This is a genomic window from Paenibacillus oryziterrae, assembly GCF_042610485.1.
Taxonomy (GTDB): domain Bacteria; phylum Bacillota; class Bacilli; order Paenibacillales; family Paenibacillaceae; genus Paenibacillus_AQ.
Map to the genome: position 1 here is coordinate 386,846 of NZ_JBGJZO010000002.1, position 24,073 is coordinate 410,918.

A 24,073-nucleotide genomic window follows, 5' to 3' on the forward strand; every position below is an offset into this window, starting at 1 on the left:
GGATAAAACTATAAAGGAGCTCGATCTGAGCGATGAGTGGATAGGGGTCAGATCTCTTCCTCACGCCTGAAACCACTGATTGAGCTGTCCGTACTCTTCCGTCAACAGATCCAGATAAACAGAGGTGCGGTAATCGGTGTCTTTCAGGCTTTTTCCTGTGATCTCGGCGATCCGGTTCAGCCTGTACATCAGCGTGTTCGTATGCACATGGAGGAAAGCCGCCGACTCCTTCAAATTCCCGCTCAGGGAGAGATAGACGGCAACCGTCTTAAGGAAATCACTTTTATGTTCACGATCCTGGTCTTTTAACGGCTGAAGCAGCGGACTTTTGCGGGTCTGCCCCCGTTTCTGAGCCATAATTGCCGGAATGTAGGCCCAAAAACCGACGGTTTCATACAGCAGCAGATCACGGGCATGAAAGGGCAGCAGCTTCTTGAACTCTAAAATAGAGACGGCTTCCCGGTAGGCTGTCGCTGCCGAGCTGTAATCAGCGTAATTAAGACTGCAGCCGCCGGTCAGCTCACAGTTCTCATTCCTCCGGATTTCTTTCATCAGCTTCTGAAGAAAGGAAGACAGACCCTCCAGCCCTTGAGCCGGAAACACGAAGGAGAACAATAGGATAAGCCGTTGATTCTCTGCTGTTAGCAGCAGCAGGCGAAGGCCGCTGTACGCCGACATGGCTTGACGGAACCGGGACAGGAAAGGCTCATCTACCACAGCATCACTTTCAAATACGGCAATATGATAGCTGTCCGGCAAAAGGATCGACCAGGTCTCCGCATCCTGCCGGATCACCGCTTCCGATTCATAGTTCGAGGTAAGCAGCTTCCAGAAGAAGTCCTCCTGCGCTTTCTCCTGCTTCGACTTCCAGCCCCGCTGCTTCATGAGATAACGCCCGGCAATCCCGGCCGCTTTTTCAATAATGCCTTCGGCATGGCCTTCACCCAAATTCCCGGTATCGACCACCCAGATATACCCCAGAATCTCTTTCTGATTCTTGATGCACATCGCCATACGGGGGCCAAGCCCCACCTCCATAACGGCAGGAATACGGATCGGGTGCGGAGTATTCTCCAGCTCCTGCATGATCCCTTTTTTACGCAGGCCAATAATGACATGATTCGGTACACGTTTGCCGATAATGGTAGAGATTCTCGCAGGATCACTTTCGAACTGGTGCGAGCTGTAGCCGATCACATGGTGGTTGCTGTCCTCAATCGTGACTTGGGACTGCAGCGATTCACTGATGGTATCTGCCAAGGACTCCATACTGTCAAAAAAACGGTCAAAAGATGATTCGGATTTGGTCACATGTCCTCACTCCACCAATAAAGGATAGCCGCAGCTTGGTTTTCTTTTATCCATTATTATAATACGGAGATAGACAAGCTGACTACCGTCATAAAAAAAGAACAACCCCAAATACGGCAGGCTGTTCAATAGGTTTAATCTCTCTTTATATATGCTTATATCTATATCTATATCTATGTTGATACTGTGTAGGGTATCCGGGAGATTAGATCAATGTTGGCACTTGCTCCAGCGCTGCATCTACAGTGTAGTACTCTTCGCCAAGGGCCGTTGCTACAGCTTCATAGGTGATTTTGCCACCGGCCACATTGACACCGCTCTTCAGTCCTTCGTTCTCGGCAATTGCCTTCAGCACACCTTTGTTCGCAATTTGCAGGGCGTATGGAATGGTCACATTGGTGAGAGCGATCGTCGATGTCTTGGCTACGGCACCCGGCATATTGGCTACAGAGTAGTGCAGAACGCCGAATTTCTCGAATACCGGATGGTCATGAGTGGTTACTCTATCGATGGTCTCTACGATACCGCCTTGGTCGATAGCTACGTCGACAATAACAGAACCTGGCTTCATCGTCTTCACCATTTCTTCAGTTACCAGCTTCGGCGCTTTAGCGCCTGGGATCAGCACCGCACCAACCAGCAGATCAGCTTCAGCTACAGCTTTGGCAATGTTGAACGGGTTGGAGATCAGGGTATTGATTTGTGCGCCGAAAATATCATCCAGCTGGCGCAGTCTTTCTGCGCTAAGGTCAACGATAGTTACATCGGCTCCCAGACCGATCGCCATCTTCGCAGCATTGGTACCTACTACACCGCCGCCGATAATGCTAACTTTGCCTCTGCTGACGCCGGGAACGCCGGAGAGCAGGATTCCTTGTCCACCGTAGTTCTTTTGCAGAAATTGTGCACCGAGTTGAACGGACATGCGTCCGGCTACTTCACTCATCGGAGTAAGCAACGGCAGTGTGCGGCCATCCACAACCGTCTCATAAGCAATCGCCGTAACGCCATGCTGCATCAGTGCAGCTGCAAGCGCCGGTTCAGGTGCAAGGTGCAGGTACGTGAACAGGATCAGACCTGGACGGAAATAATCATATTCGCTTTCGAGTGGCTCTTTCACTTTAATGACCATTTCGGAAGCACTCCAGAGAGCGCCGGCTTCCGCTATCAGCTTCGCTCCAGCTTGTTCATACTCTTCATTCAGGAATCCGCTGCCCAGACCTGCGCCAGCTTCCACCAATACCTCATGTCCTGCTCTAATCAGAGTTACAACACCAGCTGGTGTAATGCCTACGCGGTTTTCGTTATTTTTAATTTCTTTAGGAATTCCAATAATCATTCGTTATCTCTCCCTTGTGGTGTTTCTTATGTAAAGAATGATAACATATCAAATGGTTTTTCAATTTGAGTAAATTTAAAAACTTTAGCTGACATGATTGTGTTTTTACACAATAGATACTCCAAAAGGCTGATGCAGAAGTAAAAGGCCTGCTCGAAGAGCAGGCCCATTAAAGTATTTCATCTTCTTTTATGTTCAGTGACCAAAGATAACATCTGCCGAGCCTATCAAGCTGAAAGGGGAAGTTACGTCTCACAAACCTGACATGGATGTGCGCGGGTTGGATTCGTATCGGCTCCCTGCACACGGAAGCCGAATTTTCTAAGATGACAACAGGGATAGTACCGTTTCGAGCAGGACATTTACACCTTTTTCGCAATCCTCATAGGAAGTCAGCTCTTCCTCGCAATGGCTTTTACCATTCACGCTTGGGACAAAAACCATGGCGGAAGGAAGGAATCCGGCTACGAACTGGGCGTCATGTCCCGCACCGCTGGCCATCTTTTTATTGGAATAACCAAGAGCCTGTGTCGCTTTCTCTACAGCACTGCAAATGTCCGGATCAAACCATACCGTGTCCCGGCCCCACAGCTTACTCTTGCTCACTTCACAATCCAGCAATGCTTCCGGTAGCGCATGAATAATAGCCTCGACCTCACGCACCACATCCATATCCTTGTGTCTTGCTTCAATGGTGAAGATCACCTTATTCGGAATAACGGTATGGATATTCGGCAGCACATTCATTCGGCCTATGGTATAGACCAGCTCGGAATCCAGCACCTCCAGCTTTCGGCGAAGCTCCGTAATCAGATCCGTTGCGGCGAACAGGGCATCCTTCCGCATCTCCATCGGAGTGGTTCCGGCATGATCGGATTCACCTGTCACTTCAATCTCGTAACAAGCCATACCGACCACACAATCCACTAGCCCAATCGTGAAGTTCTCCCGTTCCAGTACAGGACCCTGCTCAATATGGAGCTCCAGATAAGCCTTGGCCTCTTTGATCCGGTTAGCAGCATCTCCCGCATAGCCGCTGGCTTCAAGCGCTTCCCGGAAGCTTACCCCCTCGGGATCTTTTTTCTCCAGCATCACGGATTTATCGAATTTGCCTGAGAGTACTCCGGAGGCCATCATCGACGGCTCGAAGCGTGCGCCTTCTTCATTAGTGAAATTCATGACCGTCACAGGAACCCGCGGTGTAATCCCATGGTCAGTGAGCGTCCTTACAATCTCCAGCCCGGCGATTACGCCTAGCACCCCGTCAAATCTGCCACCTTTTTTCACCGTATCCAAATGGGAGCCGATAACAATGGGTGGAGACGCTTGTTCGCCCGCGAGCGTTGCGTACATGCTCCCCATATCATCTACAGTAACGGTCATCCCCAGCTCCTCACAACATGAACGGAAATAGTTCCGCACCCCTATGTCTTCCTCCGACAGCGACAGCCGGGTCACGCCGTTCTTATCCGTCCGCCCGAAATCTGCAAAAGTCTCGATGGTATTCTTCAGTCGCTCGCCGTTTACGGTAATCTTCTTCAACTGCATCACATCATCTCCGTTCGAACCTCAGGATTAAGTTGCTTTTATACTATGTTATACCATTCCTGAAGTTTTTCACTTTACAGAGTGTAATAATTATTTTTGGGATTGGCTCACTTTGTGTTACAGCAAGGAAGACGCTTCTTTCATTTTCTGATCCAGGATCTCAAAAGCTCCGCGGAGCTTCTCCTTCGGCACGCCTGCATAACGGTCGCCGATGCTCATCTCATAATAACAGCTGCTTTCATCCTTCTCCCTAAGCGACTGGGTCAGTCCGATCCCTGTTTCTTCATATAAAGAAGCCAAGACGGGCTCTACTTTCTCTTTCGGCAGCGCAAAATGGACATGGAACATGTTCGAAACAGGCGTAAGTGGTAAGGTTTCAACTGAATGGCACCCATTGAAGTAGCTGGCCAGTTCCTTAGCCTCCTCGTAATACTGACCCATTCGGTGTACCCTCTGCTCGTAATAATAATCGGCGGTTGTAATGTACGGATACAGGCTGATCAGGTCGCCTCCATGGCGTCTTTTCCAGACCTTCGATTCCTCGGTGAACTCCTTGTTCCCCGCCAGAATCGCCCCCGCGATTCCTCCGATACCTTTATAGAAAGAGATATATACACTGTCGAAGAGCGCGCAGATCTCTGCAGCCGATTTCCCGTAATACGGTAACACCTCAAACAAGCGCGCCCCGTCCAGATGAAGCAGAATTCCACGTTCACGGCAGTACGCCGATATATTCTCCAGTTCCCCGTATTCCGGCAGTTGTCCGCCAATCTCACGCTGAGGCAACTCCAGCAGCAGACATGAAATCTCTTCCTTCAGGTTCATGACATCCTCTAATGTGATCAGACGGTCCTTGTCTGCGAGCAGCACGGGCTGAATGTGATGCAGCTCTTTCAGGCCGTCCTGCTCATGGATTTCCAAATGACATAGTGGATGATAAGCGACCTTCTTCAGGCCTTTATGATCACACCAGATTCGGAGTGCAATTTGCTGAGCCATCGTGCCGCTGGGGAAAAAGACGGCGGATTCTTTTCCGAGGACACCCGCCATTTTCTCCTGAAATTCTTCGATCAGCTTTCCTTTACCGTACACATCACTGTCCAGATCCCCATCTATATCATGGAAGGCATCTTGAAGGACAGCTATATTACGCTTGCCATGACCCGGCAACGGGTAGGCGGCATGGTTAAACCCTTCTTGCAGGGATTTCGTATCCTTACTTTGAATCTCTTTGGATTCTGTCGGATTGGATTGATTTTCTTTCATCGGGCAAGCCCCTCTTTTCACTGTATTGTTCTGTCTTGATTATAGCAAAATGCCACCTCCGCACCATAATTTCCCTATCTCTGCGGATTCAGGAGACAATCTCCGTGGATTCAGGAGACAATCTCCCTAAAATAGTCGAATTTCGAAAAATAATCTGGCTTGTGTAACTCACCTAGCGTGTAAATTAGCGGCGGCTGTGCTACAATATTGAAATTGCATAGGCAGTCATTTAGGGAGGGTATTTGAATCACCATGCTTATTATTGGTATCGCCGGTGGCACCGGCTCAGGCAAAACAACAGTTGCCCGTTCCGTCATTGACCGTCTGGGTTCGGGTAAAGTGACTTTTATATCTCAGGACAACTACTATAAGGACCACTCGCATCTCACTTTTGAGGAGCGGGGAGCGATCAATTATGATCATCCGTTCGCTTTTGACAATGAGCTGCTGATTGAGCATCTCAAATGTCTGAAGGAAGGTCAGGCCGCTCAGGCTCCGATATATGACTTCACGGTTCACGCCCGTTCGACATCCGAGACTTTGGCACTTGAACCCAACAATATTGTGATTATTGAAGGTCTTCACGTGCTCTCCGATGAGAAGCTCCGCGTGCTGCTCGACATCAAGGTATTTGTAGATACCGATCCCGATGTACGGATCCTGCGCCGGGTTCTCCGGGATATTGAAGAGCGCGGCCGTTCCATCCAATCGATTCACCATCAGTATTTGACTACGGTCAAACCGATGCATGAGGCTTTTATTGAGCCTTCCAAGAAATACGCCGATCTGATCATTCCGGAAGGTGGACAGAACGCTGTAGGTATCGAGCTCCTGTCAGTCCTCACGGAGAAGTATCTTACTGGTGATCAAGAGTGGACCGGGGCTTAGGCTACGGACCAGACAAGCAGTTATCTATGATATGAGATTATTAAAAAAAGCTGCCGGATGCGTCCGGGCAGCTTTTTTTGATGATGATATAATATTCGATTAGTCTTCCAAATCCACGTTGTGGTAGACCTGCTGTACATCCTCCAGATCCTCCAGAACATCGAGCAATTTCTCGAACTGTGGTTTCGCATCTTCAGGCAGAACGATGTCGTTCTGGGCCAGCATAGTCAGCTCAGCAACGGTAAAATCAGTAACTCCGCCGCCGCGCAGCGCTTCCTGCACCGCATGGAATTGATCCGGCTCGGCGTAGATAATAACAGCTTCTTCTTCCTCTACGATATCACGGAAATCCACGTCCGCTTCCATCAGCAGCTCCAGCACCTCATCCGAGGTTTTGCCGACCATACCAATAACAGCAGTAGAGTCAAACATGTAGCTGACAGAACCACTGACGCCCAGATTACCCCCGTTTTTGCTGAACGTACTGCGCACTTCAGAGGCTGTGCGGTTTACGTTGTTGGTCAGCGCATCAACGATGATCATGGAACCGTTCGGCCCGAATCCTTCGTACCGGAGCTCAACATAAGTCTCATCCGAGTTGCCTTTGGCTTTCTCCAGAGCACGGTCAATAATCGCCTTTGGTACATTGTACGTCTTGGCGCGCTCAAGCACGACTTTTAGTGCACGGTTGGATTCAGGATCCGGCTCTCCCTGCTTGGCCACTACATAAATCTCGCGTCCAAAACGGGCATATATACGACTTGTACTTGCATCTTTTGATGCTTTCTTCTCTTTAATATTATTCCACTTACGGCCCATACGTTATCGCTCTCTTTCGATATTAATTCTACTGTTTAATCCATCACTAGTCATTATAGCTTTTAAAGGGGACTTTCGGCAAATGGTTATAGGTTAAACTTTACGAAACCGGTTTCGATCATTATACTCTTATTGAAAGCGCTATATTTGTACAAGATCATTGGCTATTACGGCCAGGAGGCGAACAAATGACTTTGAAAACGATTCAAAAAGGGAGTTCAGTCTATACCGGACGTCCGGAAGACCCCCAAGCTGTGTATCTTACACCGGACAACTTCCCCGTTGCTGCCGACGGTATAGGCGATGACTCCGAAGCCCTGCAGCAGGCAATTAACTCCATCCCCTTTGGGATTGTATTCATTCCGGAGGGAAGTTACCGTATCAGCAGGACCATCTATGTGCCCAAAGCTATACGCCTGATCGGGTATGGCCAGAATCGCCCGGTCATCCTTCTCGGAGAGAATACACCCGGGTTCCAGACTGCCGACCCTGAGGATAAAGGGAACGCCCGTTATATGATTTGGTTCACCGATAAACAGCCCGAGCCCGGACAACTTGTTCAGGATGCCAATCCCGGCACATTCTATAGCGCCTTGTCCAATATTAACCTGGTCATTGAAGACGGGAATCCCGCAGCAGTAGCTCTGCGCACCCATTATGCCCAGCATGGCTTCATCTCCCACTGTGATATTCATATCGGAAACGGTAAGGCTGGAATATTCGATGTTGGTAATGAAATCGAGGATGTTCGCTTTTTTGGCGGAGAGTACGGGATTTATACGACGAAGCCTTCACCCGGTTGGCCTTTTCTCATGATCGATACCTGCTTCGAGCATCAACGCAAAGCCGCAATTCGGACGCGCGAGGGAGGACTTACGATCCTGCGGATGGACGTGCGGAGTGTCCCTGTCGTTATTGACACGGATCCCAAGTACATCGAGAAGCTCTATATGGAGGATTGCCGGTTCGATGAAATCAGCGGACCTGCTATTGTGATCAGCCACGAGAACAACGCACATAACCAGATCAATTTGAAGAACGTGCATTGCCGTCAGGTGCCGGTTCTTGCAGCCTTTCTTGAAAGCGGTAAGCAAGTCGAAGGCACCAGCGAATTCTACCGGGTAGCCGCCTTTACCCATGGCAACCAGATGGATGAGGTCACCTCACGTCCTGCGATCCGAACGACTCTTGAACTGGAAAAAGCGTCCGGATTGGCTGATCCGGTGCCAAGCGATATTCCTGCTCTGCCCGGAGTAGAGACCTGGGTGAATGTCCGCAGTTTAGGTGCAGCTGGAGACGGAACTGCGGATGACACGCTTATTCTGCAGGCAGCGATTGAGCAGCATCCTGTTCTTTATCTGCCCCAAGGCATGTACAAAGTCACAGAAACACTACGTTTGAAGCCTGACACGGTGCTCATCGGCATGAATCCGATCACCACCCAAATTGTTCTTCCTGACAATACGGAGGTCTTCGGAGGTCTCGGCAAGCCAAAGGCTCTGATCGAAGCCCCTAGCGGCGGAACCAACATTCTGTACGGCATCGGTGTGGATACAGGAGGGCGGAATCCGCGGGCCGTAGGCTGTAAATGGATGGCTGGAGCTCATTCCTATATGAACGATATCAAATTTATGGGAGGTCACGGAGGACTCACACCAACCGGGGGTTTCAAGCCTGTCTATAATGCCAACCGGACGGCGGATATTTCCCCGGAGCTCCGCTGGGACTCCCAGTACTGGAGCTTGTGGGTTACCCAGGGCGGCGGGGGCGTGTTCAAGGATATCTGGACGGCCAGTCCCTATGCCGCGGCAGGATTCTATGTCTCTGATACTTCCACGGCAGGCCGGATTTATGCGATGTCCGTGGAGCATCACGTCCGGCACGAGGTGAAGTTTAAGAAGACGGCCAATTGGAAGATCTATGCACTGCAAATGGAGGAGGAAGTCGCGGAAAGCCGTGACTGTCTGCCTCTTGAGCTCGACCGCTGCCGGGAGATGTTATTTGCCAACACCTATTTCTTCCGCACGATTTGGCTCGATAATCCATACCCGTATGCCACCCGAACCTGGGAATGTGAAAAGGTAGAATTCCTGAACGTCCACAATTACACACAGATTAAATACACTTTGGATAATACGCTGTACGATGTCACTACAGATACAGAAGTTCGGGCATGGGAGCTGGCCAGACTTCATATCAGCGGGGACCCTGCGCTCCGCCGCTCTCTTCCACCTTCCGGAGTAGCCGTGCAGAAGCTGGCCGGTGGCTTTGAATTTGCCGATACCCTCTGCAAAGACAGTAAAGGCAATATCTATTTCGCGGATTCCCGCAGGAAACAGATTTATCATTGGTCAGCCAAAGAGCAGTCTCTTCGTGTCGTAAGCGATCTGCATCACCGTCCTTTATCGCTTGCTTGCGACCGGAATGACCGTTTATTGGTCGTCGTGGAGTATTTCCCTCCCAAAGGTGCAACCGTAGGCGGGCAGCCCGAGATCTATACGAAGCCGGATGATGCAGGCGGGACGTCTTATGGAGATTGGTATAACGTTGGCTCGACCGTGAAAATATATGCAATCGATCCGGAGCAGCCGGAAGAAAGCCTGCAGCCCTTGCCGATAGTCCCCATGGATTCCTTCGGACCGGTCCACAAAGCCTTATATCCCGGCAACCGCTGGAGGGATAGCAATGATTTCCTTACAACTACTGTGCAGCATCCAAAGGAATGTTTCGTCGCTCCCGATGGAGTAACGATTATTCCGGTAACGTATGATCTGATGCGGTCCAGCTCTTTGCAGGAGGCACGCCCCGGCGAAGTCTTCTATGCCCTCGATGAATATTACAAGCGGACCGTAGCTTATCAGGTCAGCCCGGAGGGCTTCTTATCAGACCCTCGGATTTTTGCTGAAAAAGGCGAGCACGGGATCGCCAGGGATTGCAACAGCACTATCTATATTGCCGACGGCGATATTTACGGCTACCGTCCGGATGGAACGTTAGTGGAAGAACTCCTTATGCCCGAGCGTCCAGCAGGCGTTATTATTGCAGGGGAGGACCAGGAATACCTGTATATTACAGCTAGATCTTCGTTTTATCGGGTGAAACGGCCATCTTAGGGACAAAATAAAAGAGTAAACGTTCCCCCGCCTGACGATGAACGCTCAGACCTAACCCCAAAAACCCTGTGTACCCGGAGTCCGTTCCGGTGTACACAGGGTTTAATTTCAGCCTTTACACCCGGTCACACACCTTTTTTACAACCATCAGGATGACCGTACACTCCAAATCTATGAGTTAAAAATATAATAAACTATCTCATAGGGAAGGAGGAATTCTCAATGGCTACTATATTTACAACCACAGGCTCGATTCTGAACGGTTCAGAGACTGGCGTCCGGGCGCAATTCGTCCGCCTGTTGATCATCAATGAGAACCTCACCAATGCCGCATCCTTTGATCTTCGTGTATTCTCCATTGCCGACAACTCAGTCAATACACCCAAGACGCCGCTTGCCCATCAGGTATTCGCCGTAGCAGCAAATTCAGCCACTAACATCACCGTTCCAATCAGTGCATTTCCTATCTACGAGGTTCAGCTCGGAATTACCACAGCAACCGCAGCAATCGACGTAACGGTCACTACCGTAGGTGTGGATGTTATCGGAAAAATCGTGGACAGCCAGCAGTATTTAAACACTGAATTAACCCAGATTCCCGCTTTGACACCGGTCCCATAATTTAAGCATTCCGATACGCATTAGGTGCACAAAGGACCTGCAGGCATAATGCCTCAGGTCCTTTACTAATTTATGAACTACAAATATTCTCAACTTACCGGACTCGCCTAATCCGCAACTGGAGCCTGTGAACGGTCCCATTGGCGGGTGAGAGTCATCTGAGCATCGGTTATTTTATAATAATCATATCTTAACCGGCCTTGACGATCAGGCACCGGATCATCCCAGGTTACGTCTACCTGATAATATTTGCCGTCTATCTTCACCACGTTCCAAGCATGGGCTCCACCGTTGCTTAGAATCGTTCCAACCACATAGTAGCTCTCGATACCGAGCAAATTCATAAACATCTGCAGAGTGGTCGCATATCCGTTGCACACAGCGGTTCCCTTGATCAACAGGCCATATTCCGTATACGACTCATAAGGGATGGTATCCTTCAGATAATTGTCATAATCATAGGCTGTGTGAAGGATCATATAATCATGGACCGCCTTCAATTTTTGATCATCTGTCATGTCCGGCAGAATAATTTCCTTAATAACTTCCCTTGCCTTGGCCAAGGCCTGCTCAAACTGTTTCAATGCAATATCTTCCGGATCGATGATGTAAGTCTCGCCATGGTTCTGGGCATCCATAAGCTGTTCAGTAGTGTAAATATACAGCGGGCCATTAATATTCCTCCGGTGCCCCGACTCATTCAGCTCATAGATGCTACCTTCCTCTTCTTCAGTGATATAGTAAAGATTGGAGCCCAACATCTGCGCCTCATTGCCACTGGAGTATCCATTGTCGATAACGGACATCATTCGCTGTTTCCCGCTCCCATCCTCCTTCATCCGGTACATGGAGAATCCATCTCCATCAGAATCCACATAGTATACTGAATCCCCGAGCAGCACAGCATCTGTACCCGTTGTTAGCAGCATATTGCCGGTGCCATCATTTTTAATCCGGTAAAATCCATCCATAGCCGCATAATAGATCCAGTCACCCTTGACCGACATCTTTGAGTTAAATGTATCCATCCTGACGACCAACTGGCTTTGGGTTCCACCAATCTTCACTTTCTTAATGCCCGATTGCGCATCTTTATCCATAAAAACATAGTAGATCCAGCCGTTACTGACGAAAAAAGTCCTCATCTCAGGATCCTGGAATACAATCTGATCCTTGGTACCGTCTGTTAACATCTTATTGATCTGATCATTGGAGCCATAGTATATCCAGTTGCCAATCAATGTCAGATTACGAGCGGGGTTCCATGTCCATGGGTTGTAGTCATTCAATTGTTTTAATCCTGTTCCATCCGTTCTGATTTTGTAGATATTCTCACTGCCGCTCCGGTCGGAGAAATAAATCCAGTCCCCCTGCTTGACCATATACATGGCGTCGCCGCTATAAATTAACTGTTTCTTTGCAGGATTGCCTTTGCTGATTTTGTAGATTGGTCCTCCGTAGAAAAGGTAATCCTTCATCGCGATATAATAAAGATTCTCCTGATCCTCAAGCATGTAACTGCCGTTCACCATATTGAAGTCTGTCGATCCCGGAACTTCACGCTCATCAAGCTTGATAGGCTTCGCCTTAACCTCAACCGTGAGGGTGGCTTGTCCACTGTAGCCTGACTGTTTAACCGCTGCTGTTATTCTTGCACGACCAACACTGACCCCGCTGACCATTCCCTGAGCATTTACGGCTGCCACCTTGGAATTGTCTGAACTGTAGACTACCTTGACCTTGGGCTTGGTGGCAACGCCGGCATTCCATGTACTTCCTACAATAATGGGACTTGCCGTTGGAAATACCAGCTTAACGCTGACCACCGTCTTAGCAGCCTCTATGTACTCCCCGCCAAACAAACCACAAATAACACAAATACTAAGCAGCATGACCCCGATCCGCAACCGCATCGTCAAACTTCCTTTCCTGTCGGCAAATTCCGTGACTTTCCTTATCCGAATTCGACATCCCCCTTCTTTTCCCTTTATTCCTTGGAATCTTATCCCTGCCTTCTTCAGCATCATAAAAAAAAGACACCCACAAAGGTGTCTTGGTATTCGCTCAGTTACACAATAGGATCCAGCTCTGGCTAAATCAACTTATGCTGATACCATTTCTCCCCGAGATAGCGCCGGACAAAGATAAATCCGCGAATACCCCACTCACAGTTCATAGCCACCCAGACGCCGACAATACCGAAGCCGAGAACAACTCCGAGCACGTAACCAAGCACTACGCGGAACAGCCACATGGATAACATCGACACCATAGAAGTAAATTTGGAATCTCCAGCGGCCCGGAGTCCCGAAGGTGTTATAAAACTGATCGCCCAGAGCGGAATTTGTGCAATGGCATTAATGAGCACAATTAGGAAGATATCATCCACAATCTCAGCGGGCGGATGGAACAGCGAAACGAACGGATAGAATAAAGGCATCGTGATCAGGGTCATGAGCACAAAGGACAAGGAACCTAGCAGAAGAAAGGACTTCATAAATTTTCGCGAATCCTCAATATTTCTGCGCCCCATACACTGTCCAACAACTGTAATCAGCGTTAGAGACAGTGCACTAGCAGGCACCTGCATGAGTCCGGCAAAAGATGAAGCTATCGCATTAGCAGCAATGGCGTACGTGCCCATGCTGACAATGAACACCTGGGTCAGAATTTTACCGCCGTTAAAGAAGACTTGCTCTGCCGCAAACGGCACGCCGATAAACATGATTCGCTTCAGCATCGAAATAGGTACAAGCAGCAGGTCACGGATGCGGATATGCAGGCTGCTGTCCAGTTTGAACAGATAGAAAATCGCACAAGCTGCACCCAAAAATCTGGCTACATTAATGGAAATAGTCATGCCCAGAACACCCATGTGCAGCAGATTGATAAATACGATATTAAAGAGGACATACGCCACATTCATAATCAGCGAGAGCATTAGCGACGCCCTTGTCCTTCCGATTCCGCGCAGACCTCCGCACACCGCCTGGACAATCGCAATTCCTAAATAAGAAGTGCAGCTTCCGATCAGATACGTCCGGGCGTTATCCATGACTTCCGGAGAGGCCGCCCCAAACAGCAGGTTCAGCAGCGGATTGTGAAACAAGATGCCGAGCAGGCCAATTGCCAGCGCCAGCAGGGAGACGGCCGATACCGCTCCTGCAGTCGCTTTGGACACCATCAAATCATTCCCGCTGCCTTTGTACTGGGCCACTACCACTGTTCCGCCCGTCGCCACTGCCACAAACACACTTATCAGAAAAATATTCACCGAGTCAATCATATTCACCGCACTGATCGCGGCTACTCCTGCCGAACTGATCATTGCTGTATTGACGATATTCAGTCCCATGATAAAAGCCTGATCCACCAGAATCGGGATGAACAGCGCGATAATCTCCCGGTAGTCCATAGATTGGCCGGATAAATATTTATCCAGAAAGCGGCTGCTCCGCTTCATCTGTGTAGCGGGTTCCATAACCATTCACTTCTTTTTATAGGATTTGTAGATCAATTTGCCCGGAAAAAGAAAAAGGCTCTTCGGGTTGAAGAGCGACAGTGGGTCTTGCTTGTATCCTGTTTCGTCTATTGCGTTATGCGGTCGAGAGGACTCGAACCTCCACGATATTGCTACCACACGGACCTGAACCGTGCGCGTCTGCCAATTCCGCCACGACCGCAAAATAAAAAGTATTATATCAGGCGGACACAAAAACTAATATAGCATGAATTTGTGGAAAGAACAACACTAAAAAACTTTAGTAACGCATCAAACATTGGCAGATAAAAAAAGAGAGATCCCCCTTTCCGGCAGAAGATGGGATCCCTTGTACGTGGCTTTAGTTAGATTTATCGTTTCACCACATTGAAATTGTCCTGGATCAGCAGCCAGTTCTGTGGAAAAGGAAGCCCCAGCTTCCAGTAGCTCACGCCCCGGATACCCAGTTCTTTCACCAGATTGAATTTGGCCTGGATCGATCTTGCGTCCTCAAACCATACTTTATGCCGCTTGCCTGCATCATCGGTGTAATCGAAATGCGGCGCCTGAGCGGTGTAATCATACAGAATCGCCTCATTCCGGTTTCTGGCTAGATCAATGGCCGCCTGCGGGCTGAGCGCTCTGGCATAAGCTCCCCCAGGTACGTAAGGCAATGTCCAGTCATATCCGTACAGATTCTGACCCATCATGATCTTCCCGGCAGGCATTTCGGTTAAAGCATACTCGAGAACCTGGCGGACTGGACCTATTGGCGAGACAGGCATCGGCGGGCCCCCGCTGTATCCCCATTCATACGTCATAATGATTACAAAATCGGCGACCTCTCCATGTACTTTATAATCATGGGCTGTATACCAGGCCCCTACTTGCGTTGCGCTTGTTTTGGGTGCCAAAGCGGTTGAGAGCAGAAACCCCTCCTGATGAATACGCGCCGCTGCTTTCCGCAGGAACGCATTATACGCCTCCCGGTCCTCTGGCCGGAGAAACTCAAAATCAAAATGGATATCTCTGAAATTCAACCGCTTTGCTTCACTAATGATATTGTCCAGCAGCCTGTTTTGAACGGCCTGATCATTGAGAATAATACGGCCCAGTTCAGAGCTGAATTGGGCATTCTCTAAGGTAGTCAACACCATCATCAGTGTCACTCTGTTTCGTGCAGCGATAGCGGAAAGGTTATCAAGCGGGGGAGGAATGAGCGAACCATCCCGCTGGACCTGAAAGCTGAACGGTGCCAGATATGTAAGATCGGGTGCTGCTTCTTCGGCGGCTTGAATCAAACTTTGGGATACCTCTGTTCCTCGGGGCTCGATATATGCGTTAATCTCGGCTCTCCGCTTTGGTTTGGTTGGGATATACAGGCGAAGTCCCACCGATAAAGGTTGATTCAACGGGATTCGGTTAACCTCTGCCAGCGTATTGACGCTTATCCCAAACCTCCGGGCAATACTGTACAGGCTGTCCCTCGGCTGAACCCAATAATACGTACCAACGATCGGTATAACAAGCGCCTGCCCGACTACCAGATTGCCCGGGGCAGACAGTTGATTGGCCTCACTGATCGTATCCATATCAACTCCATAAGCCTCTGCTATGCCATAAAGCGTCTGGCCTTTCTGCACAACATGAATTTGCATACTCCCACCCTCTCCATCCAATGACAACGTATTTTATTTTATTCGGCGTATGGGAAGGTATGCTATTTCCTGTTATACAACGGGTGATTACGGATGAGAAGAACTACCGTCTAGCACAGGCAGCCATAGATAATCTGAGTATTATAGACTAAATAAATTAACGAGGTGATCCACGAATGGCCAATAGAACAAAGATTCACAAGCAGGCCAGACAGCTCAAGGGACAACCGGTCTGCATCACTCTGCATGATGGACGTTCTTATGTAGGGTGGATAACCGGCCTTGAGAAAGATAGTCTGATCCTCTCCAAACCAACGCGTCCAAATCACACTTCCAAAAGAAACATTACGACCCGTCCGCGTCCACAGAAAGCCGAGGTATCCGGACTTATGCCGCTTTTCGGTTCATTTCTTGGAGGTGGTGGAGCCGGCGCTGCCGGAGCAGCCGGGGCGGCGGGTTTCGGCGGACTAGGCTTCTTTGGGATGATGCAAAAAGTGATGCCGATGATACAGATGGGCTATAACATGATTAAATCCATCCGGCCTTTGCTGGGCGGAATGAAAGGCTTAATGGGATAATGGCGGTGCCGAATAGAACCCTGCTCTACATGGCCTTACATGCTCGGAGAAAATATCTTTATGAAATGCAAAAAAGACACCCCTAAAGGTGTCTTTTGCTTTTGCTTTTTCCATTCGAATTCATTTGCTTACGTTACTTACGCAGCTAATTCGTTCGTGATTTACACTTGCTTAAATTCGATCCAATCGATCTGCAGACCCGGTTTAACAAAATCCAGCTTCAGCTCATATAGACCCGCTTCAAGCCCGACCTTCACGAGCTTCAAGGTAATCCACTTACCTTCGGTTCCGTTCGTTTGAATTGTAGTCACCACTTGATCGTTCACGATCAGGTTGCAGGCACTCTGGGCCAGATTCGTATCCGGAGACATCACATGGGCAAAAATCCGGTATACCCCTGCTTGTTCAACACTCATAAAGGTCGACCCAGATGATGCCATTTGAATCTGTACACCTTGCGTCATCGACTGTGCTTGCTCCGGCGCAAGAGCCGGATTGGCTTTAAAGGTATCGACCGTTTCTTCAACTACCTGTTCCCTGGAGAACACCGGCGCCTGCATCAAGAACTCGCAAATATTAATCGCATTACGCTGCAATTCACCGCGGGTTAAGGTGCCATTACTCAAGGATTCGATCGTGTTGTCTTCAAAAGCATTGGTCTCCGCGCCATAGTTCGTAACCACCATATACAGGTCATTTTGTGCACGGACCATCCAGTTTGTATTTCTCCGGTCCGCAGGACCTCCGTCCACGCAGTCATTCATGACTGCCCACCAGTCGGTCATCACGATACCTTTGAAGCCCCATTCACCGCGAAGGATGGTGGTATTCAGATCATAGTTGGACGCCGCCCAATGCCCGTTAACCGGATTGTAGGAGGTCATGATCGAATTGGCTCCGCCTTGCTTCACTGCCATTTCAAAGCCCTTCAAGTAAATCTCCCTGACGGCACGCTCGGATACCACGGCATCTACCTTGCTGCGGTACTTCTCCTGGTTATTGCAGGCAAAATGCTTCAGCGTGGCATTCGAGCCGCCTTTGATAATCCCGCGTGTGCAGGCAGTGGCAAAAATCCCGGTCACCAGCGGATCTTCCGAGAAATACTCAAAGTTCCGTCCATTCAGCGGGCTGCGCCGTATATTCAGTCCCGGTCCGAGCAGGGTGTCCACCTGATTTCTCAGCAGCTCCTGCCCTTCCAGCACATAAAGCTCTTCGACCAGTTCTGCATTCCAGGTTGCGGCAAGCAGCGTTCCAATCGCTACCTGAGTCGCTTTCTGACCGCTGTCCATACGAATTCCGGACGGGCCATCCGCCGTGCAGCCTACCGGAATACCGTAATTGAACAGGGCATCGCTTACGCCTCCGAAAGCAGAGGCCGTACCCGGCGTTACCAGTGGACTGCTCATACCTTCGCCTCTGACAATCTCGGCCAGTTCCTGATCGCTCAGCTGGGCAATGAAATCCTTCATGCTGACCTTGTGCTCGTGCACATCCTTCAGCTTATATCCTTGATCACCCGTATGCTCGAACGTTTCAGGGAGATTCTTCTCAATCCGCTCAGACAGCGAAATTTGGCGTGTCGGCACCGGGGCATAAGCAAGCTCATACGAGCCGTCTTGGTTACGTGCGCCAGGCACCATCCGATTGAAGCTCTCCGTCGGCGCAAGCGCCTCTTCCAGCTGCTCTACAATCACCAGTGCTTCAACAACATAACCGGCCTGCCCATCCACGCCAATATGTTCCACGTTCTTCACGCTGCTGCCCGCATACAGGTTGTACGTTCCGGCTTCGAGCACATAGGCTGAAGCATGCCCGGTCACACCTGCATCATCATAGGAAGCCATAGAATGAACCGGGAAACTGACGGTTAGCCGCTGCGATTCACCCGGCTGAAGCAGCTTGGTTTTGCCGAAGGCCGCCAGCGCCTTTGCCGGTTGACCCAGCTTGCCTTGCGGCGCTTCGTAGTAGACCTGAACGACCTCTTTTCCGGCAAAAACAGTCCCTGTATTCGTTACGGTTACGCTAACCTCCAGGTACGCTTCCCCGTCCTTATCGGTCAGTTTAGCTTCCTCAGGCTTTATTTCAAACGTGGTATAAGACAGCCCATAACCAAATTCGTATTGAACCTTCTCCGGACAAAAGGTCTCGAAATAACGATACCCGACATAAATATCTTCCTGATATACATTCTTGAACTCATCACCGTAATTGTGGGTCGACGGATAATCCTCAAGCGAATATGCGATCGTATCGGTTAGTTTGCCGCTAGGCGTCACTTCTCCAACAAGCACATCGGCAATCGCATTGCCACCTTCCATGCCCCCCTGCCAGGCATAAATCACACACGCAATCGGATGTACGTAACTTTCGTCGTTCATCCAGCTCATGTCGATAATATTCGATACATTCAGCACAACGACCGTTTGCTCGAAATAAGCGGTGACCTGCTTCAGCATATCCTTCTCTTCATCCATCAACTGGTAGCTTCCCGGCTCATTGGCATTATCCTGATCTTCTCCGGCAGTCCGCCCGATCACCACGATGGCCTTGTCCGACTTGGCTCTTGCCGCCGACACCAATTCACCCGTTAAAGGCATCTCCTTCTGGTGCCATGGCTCAGCAGCCCAGCCGCCTCCACCGTTATCGAACGGGTGACTCTCTATCCACTGCTCATATACAGCCGCCAATTCCTCATTGACGATAATATTCGTTTTATCCCGCAGTCCGCCCAGCAGGTTGGTGGTGTAGGCAACATTGACACTTCCGCCTGATCCGGTCCCGCTGCGGTAATAATCCACCTGTGTCCGTCCAAAAATGGAAACGTTCTCGTTATTCTGAAACGGCAGCACATTCCCGTCATTTTTCAATAACACCGCGCCTTCGGCGGCTACTGTGCGGCTGAATTCAGCGAACCCTTCCAGCGGCACTCCCAGCATATTTGTACTCAAGTGTGTTCTCTCCCTTTAAGTGATTTCTATTTCTATCCATGATACAAGAATCTATAGAGGAATCAAAATCAATAATATTAATATACTAGCATCCCTCCCAAAAAAGAAAAATCGGTATCTCCTCCAATTTTGATGGGATACTCCTCCTAAGCCATATTAAAAAGCCGCCGGGATATTCCCGGCGGCTTGGCCTGCGGATTGCCGCAGGTTTTTTGAATTTGCAGCGTTCAATCAAGGAGTTGTTGGAGCTGTAACGCTTGCAGCCTCCTGTACTCGTACCAGCTTAATGTTGTCGAATACCAGTGTCTGAGGGACCTCATAATTTGTTCCATCGTCCTTCATTTTGCCCAATCCTAACAGGAACTTGAAGCTGCCGGTAGCCGAAACATCTATAATGGCTTCATACGCAGTCTGGGATGGAGTCACATTGAATGTCTTTATAGGCGCACCCGATTCTGCTAATTCGGCATAGACTGGTCTCGACTTATTGGAAGTCAGATTAAATGAAATTTTATACTTGCCCGGTGTAACGGCAATATGTTCTTGATAAAGCTGAATATGCCACCACTCCCAGCCCATCTGGTTTACCGTTGCAGTCAGAGAACCCTGGGAAAATGCAAAGTCCGCCTGTCCAGCCCATATCTCATTATCATTCTTCTGATTATAGATAGACCATCCACTGTAATCTGTGTCAAAAGTACCGTTAGCGAGTAAATCCCCCCCAACTTCCTCCCATACAGTTTCCGGATTCGGCAGCGCCTCCTGCTTCACGGCAGTAAACGCATAGCCAGCTGCTTCAATTCTTACAGTGTAGTTGCCTGATGTAGGCAACACACCGGATTTTAAAGTCAACTTGCCCTCTTCCAGAGTGTATTGGTCAGCTTCAAGCGCGGCATCATTCACTTTGACTGCATCTACTTCGCCTCTCCATGCCGGATCGTCCACAAACGTAATTTCAATGGGCTGACCCACATGGTTCTGCGTAGTATCGCTAACAAGCTTCGGAGAACGTTGAACCGTTGCCCCCTTCACCTGGAACACTACATTGTCAATAGTCACAACGTGATTGCCAATTTCCGATGGTGTTTCTGCAACTGTGCCCAACAGGAACTTCAAATCCACGGTGTCTTTATCAGACATCTTGAACTCAAAGCTGTAAGGCTGCTTATTAGTCGTCAGGTCAACCGTTTGTTGAAAGTAAGGGTGATAACTTGAGTTCTCTGCAATGATCTTCAACGTCCGTGCCAATGTTGACTGGGCTTCAAAGGATACAACATAAGTAATACCGCCGGATAATGGAAGCTTCTCTTGAATGAACATGTTACTCCAAGCCTTATCGCCTAAGCTGCTTACAGTGAGTGCGGCTACCCCGCTATTCTCAGCAGCTGTAATTGCGCCCCCGCTATCAACAGCCGCTCTCCAACCGTCCAGCCCCTGGCTGAAATCCCCGTTCCACAGCGGGTAGAACACCGTGTCCGGCCCATAAACCACGCTGGTCTGAATCAATTTAACGTTATCCAGCTTGATCGTACCGGCGGCACCGCCGACCTTAAGCACAAGCTGGGCGTCGTTCACGGTATTTTCGTCCATGGTGAACGTCACTGTTTTCTTGCCCGCAGTAGTGGTTAACGCAATATTATTGGCAGAAGCATACGTTGCGCTGCCGTCGGCGCTAATTAAAGCCGCTTCGATGATTCTGCTGCTGTCTGCGCTTGCATCAAAGGTCAGTTCATAGTTCTGATCCTTCATCAGGTATATTCCTTTTTGCAGAACCTGTACGGAATCCGCTGCAGCGTTACCCGCGCTGGAAATACGGACATTCAATTTACGCTCTGCCTCATTTACACTTCCTGTAGCAACAGCGCCATCTAAAGTGTTGACATGCCAGTATGTCATACGGCTAGTATCTCCTTGGTCGAAGCTACCGTTATAGACACGATTGCCATCACCTGCAAGCGGCTTTTTCGGTAAATCTCCATTAATAACTATAGAATCGACATTAAGCCGCTCCAGCCGGACATCGCCAATCCAAACCGCATTGCTGTTAGTGCCCATATTAAATTCAGTCCGGGCGGCAAGGTCAGTGTCCTGCTTCATTTGGAAGTACATGGTGTGCTCTTCCATTTGATCAGACAGTGCGATTACTTGGGATCTCGAATATTTCGCCCATCCCCTGGACTCGCCCCCTGTGACACTAACTCTCATGGTTCGTTCTTCCGCCGCCTTGGCCTTGAAGCTCAGCTTGTAGAACTGGCCCTTGGCGATAGAAACCTCATTCAGCATTTGAACGGAATAAGACTGATTGCCCGCTGAAGTAATGTTGACCTTGGCAAAATTCTTGCCGGCAATATTCTCAACCGTAACATTCCCAGCTCCTCCCTCGCCCTGGAAGAGGCTCCAATACTTCGTATTCTCTACGCCCAGGTTCTTAAACCCTGTCTCGTTCGGCTGGTCGAAATTATTATTGTATACCAGATTTCCGTCTACAAGCGGTTGCCGTGCACCTGTTGCCGGCAATTCTTCTTTCGTGTATGTCGGCACGACCGGTTCACGGTATGCTCTGCCCGTCAGTTCATACATGCGGACATAGTCCACCTTCATGGTTTTAGGGAATACTGTGGAAGCATCCGGATTACCGTCAAAGTTCCCGCCGATCGCCAGATTCAGAAGCAGGTGAAACTCCTTGTCGAACGGCGCAGGATACGCATTGTCGGCTGGCTGGTTCAGACTTACGCTGTACCAGTCATTCTGTGTGGAGTACAATTTACCGTCCACATACCAGCGGATTTCCCCCGGCTCCCATTCAATCGCATACGTATGGTAATCTTCGATCGTGCTGCCGTTCTCAAAAAGGTACTGTTTGCCGGTGTTCACATTATCCGGCCATACCGAACCATAATGAAGGGTGCCGGCTACGCGATCTGGCTTGCTGCCCCAAGCTTCCATAATGTCAATTTCACCCGAGGACGCCCAAGTGCCGTACTCATAATTCTCGGGTAGCATCCAGATGGCAGGCCAAATTCCTTTACCGGACGGAAGGCTTGCCCGCACTTCAATTTTTCCGTATTTCTGAGCGTATTTGCCTCTCGTCACCAGACGGGAAGACGTATAATCCGAGCCCATGTACTTCTCCGCTTCCTTGCGGCCTGTGATTACCAGATTGCCGTTCTCCAGCTTCACATTCTCAGGCCGGTTCGTGTAGTACTCCAGCTCGTTATTACCCCAGCCGTCGCCGCCGCTGCCGATTCCCAGGTCGAAATCCCACTTCGCCGGATCAAGGCTCTGGCCGTTGAACTCATCACTCCATTTCAGCGTCCAGTCGCTGGGCGTTGTGCCAGCAGAAGGAGGCGATGTCATCGGGGCGCTGCTGCCCGCCGGGAGCTGGCCGTCATTAAATTTGACACCCTGTGCCTTGTTGTTCGCTTTCTCGATGGTTCCTTTTCCAGCGATAACGGAATCACCCGCATCTTCGGATACATTCAGCACCTTGATTACCGAATGGGCATCCAGTTCAACCTTAGCCTTGCTGTTAAGGCTCAGTGCTGCCGCCGTTGTCGTTCCCGAAAGAACCAGACGGATTTTGTCATCCTTCTTATCTACATTCACATTCCCCAGGGTGGAGTCAACGATATGAATGCTGTTCTCTCCGCCGCCGCGCACGAAGGTCTCGCCTTTCACCGTAACACGCTCCAGAGTGACATCACCCTGGCTTATACCCTCCGTCAAATACAAATTTCCTTCAATAACAGTATCCGTCAAAATAGCACCGGCGCGGTTAACCACCACATTCCCTGTAATCGGGCCGCCCTTAACTGTTCCTGCCTGGTTCACAAGCAGATCCACCATCCGGTCCATTACCGAAGCAAGCTCAGCGCGTGTAATGGTTGTGCCTGGTCTATAGGTGCTATCCGGGAATCCCTTCAGATACCCTTGGGCAGCCAAGGCCTTGATTGAAGCAAGGGTTGCCGCCTCCGTGTTTGTAAGATCGGTGAACTGAACCATCTTCACGTCAACATCTGCTGCACTAATCTTAAAAATCTGATCTAAGGCAACAGCCGCTTCAGCTCTGGTCAGCGGTAAGGTTGGCTCGGCATTCTGCTTGGCATTCAGGCTGAAATAACCTGCCGATAGCGCTTTCAACATATCGGACGAATACCAGGATCCCGCTGGGATATCTTTCGCTGCTGAAGAAGACATTTCCGTAAAATTGAACGTACGGTTCATCAGCGCCGCAAATTCAGCACGGCTGATGATCTGGCCGGGCCGGATCGTTCCATCCGTGTACCCCTGAATTATCCCTAAACCGGACCATTCATTCAGCGCCTTTGCAGCCCAATAATTAGCCGGAAGATCCTTATACTGCTTGGCCGATGCGCTTGCTCCCGCAGCCGGCAACGCGGCCATGATGAATAGCGTACATGCCAAGACGGCCGCGGTCACTTTACGTTTCCTTTGATGATTCATCGATCTGTAGCTCCCTTCATTCTCAAAGTTATTCTTACT

At 49.7% G+C, this 24,073-nt stretch carries 14 protein-coding genes and 1 tRNA gene; 4 read left to right on the forward strand and 11 right to left on the reverse strand.

Translation table 11 applies throughout. From position 1 onward, the window contains the following. Positions 1-60 precede the first annotated feature (60 nt). The 4 genes from ACAN55_RS04115 to ACAN55_RS04130 all read right to left on the reverse strand — a co-directional run bounded on the left by ACAN55_RS04115 (position 61) and on the right by ACAN55_RS04130 (position 5,464). Complete coding sequence (locus tag ACAN55_RS04115; RefSeq protein ID WP_379128461.1) at positions 61-1,311, reverse strand: PucR family transcriptional regulator; 1,251 nt, start codon at positions 1,309-1,311, stop codon at positions 61-63. Between the two features lie 205 nt (positions 1,312-1,516). Further along, complete coding sequence (gene ald, locus ACAN55_RS04120) at positions 1,517-2,650, reverse strand: alanine dehydrogenase (RefSeq protein WP_379128463.1); 1,134 nt, start codon at positions 2,648-2,650, stop codon at positions 1,517-1,519. 321 nt (positions 2,651-2,971) lie between these two features. Then, on the reverse strand, positions 2,972-4,198 hold the full coding sequence (locus tag ACAN55_RS04125; protein WP_379128466.1) for a Zn-dependent hydrolase: 1,227 nt from the start codon (positions 4,196-4,198) through the stop codon (positions 2,972-2,974). Positions 4,199-4,315: 117 nt separating this feature from the next. Continuing rightward, on the reverse strand, positions 4,316-5,464 hold the full coding sequence (locus ACAN55_RS04130) for a threonine aldolase family protein (protein WP_379128469.1): 1,149 nt from the start codon (positions 5,462-5,464) through the stop codon (positions 4,316-4,318). Between the two features lie 252 nt (positions 5,465-5,716). On the opposite strand from ACAN55_RS04130, the gene udk reads away from it, so the two are divergent. Further along, entirely contained in the window at positions 5,717-6,352 is a 636-nt protein-coding gene (gene udk, locus ACAN55_RS04135) for a uridine kinase (RefSeq protein WP_379128471.1), read from the forward strand. Between the two features lie 99 nt (positions 6,353-6,451). Here the strand turns inward: udk and ACAN55_RS04140 are convergent, their stop codons facing one another. Further along, entirely contained in the window at positions 6,452-7,171 is a 720-nt protein-coding gene (locus tag ACAN55_RS04140) for a YebC/PmpR family DNA-binding transcriptional regulator (protein WP_379128474.1), read from the reverse strand. Positions 7,172-7,359: 188 nt separating this feature from the next. Here ACAN55_RS04140 and ACAN55_RS04145 point away from each other — a divergent pair, with 188 nt between their 5' ends. Both ACAN55_RS04145 and ACAN55_RS04150 read left to right on the forward strand, forming a co-directional pair. Beyond that, on the forward strand, positions 7,360-10,284 hold the full coding sequence (locus tag ACAN55_RS04145) for a glycosyl hydrolase family 28-related protein (RefSeq protein WP_379128477.1): 2,925 nt from the start codon (positions 7,360-7,362) through the stop codon (positions 10,282-10,284). A 222-nt stretch (positions 10,285-10,506) separates the two neighbouring features. Continuing rightward, positions 10,507-10,905 carry a hypothetical protein gene (locus ACAN55_RS04150; protein WP_379128480.1) on the forward strand — a complete coding sequence of 133 codons (399 nt, stop codon included), beginning with the start codon at positions 10,507-10,509 and terminating at the stop codon, positions 10,903-10,905. A gap of 107 nt (positions 10,906-11,012) precedes the next feature. Here ACAN55_RS04150 and ACAN55_RS04155 read toward each other — a convergent pair whose 3' ends face one another. The 4 genes from ACAN55_RS04155 to ACAN55_RS04170 all read right to left on the reverse strand — a co-directional run bounded on the left by ACAN55_RS04155 (position 11,013) and on the right by ACAN55_RS04170 (position 16,044). Further along, positions 11,013-12,818, reverse strand: a complete 1,806-nt coding sequence (locus ACAN55_RS04155) for a DUF5050 domain-containing protein (RefSeq protein WP_379128482.1) — start codon at positions 12,816-12,818, stop codon at positions 11,013-11,015. 179 nt (positions 12,819-12,997) lie between these two features. Further along, complete coding sequence (locus ACAN55_RS04160; RefSeq protein ID WP_379128719.1) at positions 12,998-14,386, reverse strand: MATE family efflux transporter; 1,389 nt, start codon at positions 14,384-14,386, stop codon at positions 12,998-13,000. Between the two features lie 118 nt (positions 14,387-14,504). After that, positions 14,505-14,588, reverse strand: a tRNA-Leu gene (locus ACAN55_RS04165). Between the two features lie 169 nt (positions 14,589-14,757). Next, complete coding sequence (locus ACAN55_RS04170; protein WP_379128485.1) at positions 14,758-16,044, reverse strand: glycoside hydrolase family 18 protein; 1,287 nt, start codon at positions 16,042-16,044, stop codon at positions 14,758-14,760. A 176-nt stretch (positions 16,045-16,220) separates the two neighbouring features. Here ACAN55_RS04170 and ACAN55_RS04175 point away from each other — a divergent pair, with 176 nt between their 5' ends. Then, a complete protein-coding gene (locus ACAN55_RS04175) occupies positions 16,221-16,622 on the forward strand; it encodes a hypothetical protein (protein ID WP_379128488.1) in 402 nt (133 codons plus the stop codon). A 161-nt stretch (positions 16,623-16,783) separates the two neighbouring features. On the opposite strand, the gene ACAN55_RS04180 is transcribed toward ACAN55_RS04175, so the two are convergent. Continuing rightward, on the reverse strand, positions 16,784-19,558 hold the full coding sequence (locus tag ACAN55_RS04180; protein ID WP_379128721.1) for a glycoside hydrolase family 3 C-terminal domain-containing protein: 2,775 nt from the start codon (positions 19,556-19,558) through the stop codon (positions 16,784-16,786). A 243-nt stretch (positions 19,559-19,801) separates the two neighbouring features. Next, positions 19,802-24,034, reverse strand: coding sequence for a carbohydrate binding domain-containing protein (locus tag ACAN55_RS04185; protein ID WP_379128490.1), 4,233 nt, complete (start codon positions 24,032-24,034; stop codon positions 19,802-19,804). Positions 24,035-24,073: the final 39 nt, after the last annotated feature.